Source organism: Trebonia sp. (assembly GCF_049794275.1).
GTDB lineage: Bacteria > Actinomycetota > Actinomycetes > Streptosporangiales > Streptosporangiaceae > Trebonia.
Genome location: NZ_JBARCR010000759.1, coordinates 1 through 4,614 on the forward strand (window position 1 = coordinate 1; position 4,614 = coordinate 4,614).

At 69.4% G+C, this 4,614-nt stretch carries 7 protein-coding genes; 5 read left to right on the forward strand and 2 right to left on the reverse strand.

Annotation, left to right across the window (positions count from 1 at the left end; all coding sequences use genetic code 11):
• Positions 1-735 (forward strand): VIT1/CCC1 transporter family protein (locus WA805_RS19790; RefSeq protein ID WP_425243074.1); only part of this gene is annotated, 735 nt, incomplete at its 5' end.
• Between the two features lie 197 nt (positions 736-932).
• On the opposite strand, the gene WA805_RS19795 is transcribed toward WA805_RS19790, so the two are convergent.
• Positions 933-1,463 (reverse strand): peptidoglycan-binding protein, encoded by a 531-nt coding sequence (locus WA805_RS19795; RefSeq protein WP_422337971.1) that lies wholly within the window; start codon positions 1,461-1,463, stop codon positions 933-935.
• A 122-nt stretch (positions 1,464-1,585) separates the two neighbouring features.
• A complete protein-coding gene (locus WA805_RS19800; RefSeq protein ID WP_422282605.1) occupies positions 1,586-1,891 on the reverse strand; it encodes a hypothetical protein in 306 nt (101 codons plus the stop codon).
• Positions 1,892-2,065: 174 nt separating this feature from the next.
• Here WA805_RS19800 and WA805_RS19805 point away from each other — a divergent pair, with 174 nt between their 5' ends.
• From WA805_RS19805 to WA805_RS19820, 4 genes are all read left to right on the forward strand, one after another.
• Positions 2,066-2,881: a hypothetical protein gene (locus tag WA805_RS19805; protein ID WP_425243075.1), complete on the forward strand. Its 816-nt coding sequence runs from the start codon at positions 2,066-2,068 to the stop codon at positions 2,879-2,881.
• A gap of 469 nt (positions 2,882-3,350) precedes the next feature.
• The gene (locus tag WA805_RS19810) at positions 3,351-3,692 is read left to right on the forward strand and encodes an ArsR/SmtB family transcription factor (protein WP_422290293.1); all 342 of its coding nucleotides are present in this window, start codon (positions 3,351-3,353) and stop codon (positions 3,690-3,692) included.
• A gap of 3 nt (positions 3,693-3,695) precedes the next feature.
• Positions 3,696-4,202, forward strand: coding sequence for an SRPBCC family protein (locus tag WA805_RS19815; protein ID WP_425243076.1), 507 nt, complete (start codon positions 3,696-3,698; stop codon positions 4,200-4,202).
• Positions 4,202-4,614, forward strand: a 413-nt coding sequence (locus WA805_RS19820) for a dihydrofolate reductase family protein (protein ID WP_425243077.1), incomplete at its 3' end; no start/stop codon positions are given. The genes WA805_RS19815 and WA805_RS19820, both read left to right, overlap by 1 nt.

Below are 4,614 nucleotides of genomic sequence, written 5' to 3' on the forward strand. Positions count from 1 at the left end.
GAGAAGCAGCAGCCCCACGGGCCGGCTGGCAAGGCCGCGCTGGGGGCCGGCTGGTCGCACCGGCATCGCGACGTTTCTGGCGGCTGGCTGCGCCCCACCGTATTCGGCGCGGTCGACGGACTCGTCACGAACGCGTCGCTGATTTCCGGGCTCGGCGGCGGGGGCGTGTCAGCGCACACGGTGGTCCTGACCGGCGTCGCGTCGCTGGTCGCGGGCGCCTTCTCGATGGGGACGGGCGAGTTCATCTCAGTGACGAACCAGAACGAGCTGGTCGGTGCCGAGGTGTCGTTGGAGCAGCAGATGCTCACCCGGTTCCCCGCCGCCGAGGAGGAGGAACTGGCCGGCTACTTCCGCGACTACGGCGCCGACCCGCAGACCGCCGCGCGGATGGCCGCCGCGGTATCCCGCGACCCCGACACTGCACTCCAGATTCACAGCCGCCAGGAACTCGGCGTGAATCCCCAGGAGCTGCCGTCACCGCTGTTGGCTGGCGTCTCATCGCTGTTTGCGTTCTCAGCCGGAGCGGTGGTCCCGCTCCTTCCCTATCTCTTCGGCGCATCGTCGCTGGCACTGACACTCGCGCTGACCGCGGTCGCGCTGACCGTCGGCGGCATGGCGGTCGGCCGGCTGACCGGTCGGCCAGTGCTGTGGTCGGGCTTGCGCCAGCTCGCCTTCGGCGCCCTGGCGATCGCCGTCACCTATCTGGTGGGCCACCTCATCGGCAGCGGCGCCTGAGGCGCAGGAACACCCCAGGCCGACAGTGCCTCGTAACCTGGCGGGGCCAGCGCTGTCCCAGCGGCGGTGGCCAGATGATCCGGCGGGTGATCGGGTAGCAGCTGACGGGGTGTGACGTGGAGCACCGCGCACAATGACCGCAAGGCCGGGATTGTGTCCCGGCCTTGCGGTGCTGGTGCTGTTTGAGGTTGCGGGGGTCAGGAGTTACCGCCCATCTGGTTGTTGCCGTGGGCCAGGTAGTTGTCCAGGGCCTTTTGCGTGGCGGCGTTCATGGTGCCGGTCTGGGGCAGGCCGGCCTGGCGCTGCAGGTCCCTGATCGCGGCGACGGTCTGCGGGCCCATCAGGCCGTCGACCGGGCCCTCGTAGTAGTTCAGCTGGCCGAGCTCCTGCTGCAGCTTCTTCACCGACGCTGACGGGGTAACAGCCGGGGTCGTCGGCTGCGCCGGGTTGACATTCTGGGCCGGGCTGGTGGGCTGGGCCGGGTTCGCGGCCGGGACCGAGGTGGAGGCGGCGGGCGCTGGGGTGCTGGTACTGGTGATGTGGGTCAGGCCGACCGCGGCCAGCACGATCAGGGCGGCGGCGATGACGGTGCCGATGACGATGGCCGCGATCCGGTACCCCGAGGGGCCGTTGCCGCCATGGCGAGGGGCGCGGCGGCCGGCGGTGGGCTGGCCGTAGGCATGGGTGTCATCGGTGTGGGTGTGCTGGGTGTCGAACTGGGTGCTCATTGCGGGTCTCCGTGTTCTGCGCTTGTCCGGTGCTGATAAGACCAGCCTCGCTCTAGCCGCGAGCAAACTCCCTAGAGAAACTCCCTAGTTCCCAGTCCCTAGCAACCACCAGCAGCCTGATGTCAGGACGGGTCCTCGCTGCCCTTTCCGAGAGCCGGTCGGACGCCTCGGCGCTCGCTGGGCACGGTGGTCTCTGCTTCCCTTTGGACCGCGCGGTGGAACCTGTCCGCGATGGCTTCGACGCGACTGCGCAGCTCGGCAGGTTCCAGCACGGTGAACTCGATGTCGAGGACGCCCAGGTGCATCGCGATGTCGTCGAGCGCGTACGCCCCGGTGGTGAGGACGCACTGCTCCGGGCCGATCGCCTCGCGACCAGTCCGGCGGCATCGGGCGGGTCGCGCGGGATGAAAGGCTATGCGGACCTGCAAAAACGGACGTCACCGACAAGCGGAACCGCGCTAGGCGGAAGGTGCGAAATCAAGCTAACGCTGACCGGCATGACCCGTCCACCGTGTACTGCGTCGCAGCCTGAGCCCGACCAAAGAACGCCCAGCCACGACCGGCGGCTGTTGGCGTGCTGTTGAGAACGTTACCGTGGTGGCGTGGGAATGGACGGGGCTGGCGAGGACGACATCGCAGAGCACGACGGCGGGCCGCTGCGGGTCCCTGGATGGGTCCGGCGCCCCCGGTGGCTTCCCGCCCGCCACTGGCGGCCGTCGCGCGGCGCGGCGGTTCTTGGCGCTGCTGGGCTGATCGTCGGGCTGTTCGCTGGGTACGCGCTCGGCTACGGCCGGCTTGCGCGAGACGGCCGGCCGCCGGGGATGACAGCCGGTAATGCCGCTCCATCGGCCGTGCCTGCCTCTCCCTCGCCGGCCCAGGCCGGGGGCTTCGGAGCTTACGCCCCCGCCCAGGGCATCGCAGGGTTCGCCGGGACCGTGATCGACCAGACCGCGGGAGCGTGCTCGGTGCAGCATGGCCACGAGCTCCAGCTCGGGGTTGAGGTGATCAACCTCTCCGGCACGACGGTGACTCTCGGGCAGGTCAAGCCCATCCTCCCGATGGGCGGGCTGCGCGCGCTCTCGCAGCACTGGGCTCCCTGCGATGCCATCTCGCCGTCCTGGCTGATAGCCGGAGGCGATGGCACGGTCACGATCCTTAGGGTCGCGGGCCAGTCAGGGGCACCAGGCATGCCACCGGGAGCCACGAGGCTAGGCGACGCGCTGCAGGGCGACGATGTCGTGCCGCCGGGCGGCACCGCCTGGTTCAGCGTCACCTTCCAGGTGCTCGTGTCCTGCCCGAAGCCGCTGCCAGTGCAGTTCAGCGTCAGCTACCGGGGGAACACGCGGCAGGGCACCGCGCGGCTGCAGGGATTCGCGGACCTTGGGAAGGTCTCCTATACGGGGTGCGCGGGCCGCTAACGACTGCGGGAGAAGGACAAGCCGACGGCGATGCCGCGGCAGGACCATGAGCGCTGTGCGCTTCGAGCAGTCGGCACACCAGGGTTCCAGGTTCGCCAAGGCACCGACCGCAGTCCCGGCGATCCCGGTGATCCCGCCAATGGCGGGTGTGCGCAGGGCGATCACTACGGCGGTCGCTTCCTCGTCATCGAGCAGAAGGGCGGCAGTGCCGCGCCCGCGGCGAGCCGGTAGCCGCCTGCCACGCCTCGGACGCTATGCACGGGGTAGCCCAGGGCGCGCAGACGCTCGATGTCGCGGCGGCAGTGTACGTTCCTTCACTTCGAGGCGCCCAGCCTGCCCGCCGCCGTCGCCCGCGCCGTCTCCGGGATACGTTTCCGCAGCCGCTGACAAGGGTCACGATCGTCACCTGACAAGACCCGCCTGATTCCTCCAGCTTGACGCATGCCGATATCGGCATATGATGGCGTCCATGGCACGTGCAGCGACGACGTCGGACGTCTTCAACGCGATCGCCGAGCCGCAGCGCCGGGAGATCCTGGTACTACTGCGTGCGGGTGAGCGGCCGGTGACCGAGTTGGCCCAGGAGCTGGGGATGACCCAGCCGGGGGCGTCCAAACACCTGCGGGTGCTCCGGGAGGTCGGGCTGGTGCGGGACCGCAAGGCAGGCAAGCAGCGCCTGTACGGCCTTGACGCCCGCGATCTGCGACCGGTCCACGAGTGGACCGGCGGGTTCGAGCGGTTCTGGAACGAGAGCTTCGACCGGCTGGACGCGTACGTGCAGGACCTCGAGCAGGCAAGGCAGGAGGAGTGACCGATGGCAGCGACGGGACGGGACGCGCCGACGCAGTCCGCGACGACCGACCGCGAGATCGTGATCTCCCGGGTCATCAGTGCCCCACGGGAGCTGGTGTTCGAGGCGTTCACCGAGGTGCGGCACCTGTCGCGGTGGTGGGGACCGGAGGGGTTCACCACCACCACGCGGGCGTTCGAGTTCCGCGTCGGCGGGGAGTGGGACTTCGTGATGCACGGACCGGACGGGACGGACTACCAGGAGTGGATCTCCTGGACCGAGATCGCCCCGCCGGAGCGGATCGCGCTGCTGCACGGTGAGTCCCGCGGCGATCCGAACGCCTTCGAGTCGGTGCTCACGTTCGCGCCCGACGGCGTGGCGACCCGGATCGAGATGCGCACGGTGTTCCCCACCAAGGAGCTGCGCGACGAGGTGGTCGAGAAGTACCACGCGATCGAGGGCGGCCAGCAGACCCTGAGCAACCTAGCCGCCTACCTCACCGAGATCGTTCGGACGGGAGTTGAGGACTGATGGCCGGAAAGGTGTTCTTCAGCGTGACGATGTCGCTGGACGGGTTCATCGCGCCCGAGGAGCGCATGGACGACGCCGACGTGCAGCGCTGGATGGCGCAGTGGATGGAACTGCAGCAGTGGATCTTCCCGCAGCGGTTCTTCCGGGAGAACCTGAAGCTCGGCGAGGGCGGTGAGGAGGGACGCGACAACGACATCGCGCGGGAGACGTTCGAGCGCACCGGCGCGAGCGTGATGGGCAAGCGTATGTTCGACCTCGGCGAGCAGGCATGGCCGGAGGAGGCGCCGTTCCACACGCCGGTCTTCGTCGTGACGCACGAGAAGCGTGACCCCTGGGAGCGGCCGGGCGGGACCACCTTCCACTTCGTCAACGACGGCATCGAGCCCGCGCTCGACCAGGCCCGCGAGGCCGC

Excerpts from the sequence above, each read along its gene's own strand:
- WA805_RS19815 (WP_425243076.1), top strand. The coding sequence starts at position 3,696 with ATGGCAGCGACGGGACGGGACGCGCCGACGCAGTCCGCGACGACCGAC.
- WA805_RS19810 (WP_422290293.1), top strand. The coding sequence starts at position 3,351 with ATGGCACGTGCAGCGACGACGTCGGACGTCTTCAACGCGATCGCCGAG.
- WA805_RS19795 (WP_422337971.1), bottom strand. The coding sequence starts at position 1,463 with ATGAGCACCCAGTTCGACACCCAGCACACCCACACCGATGACACCCAT.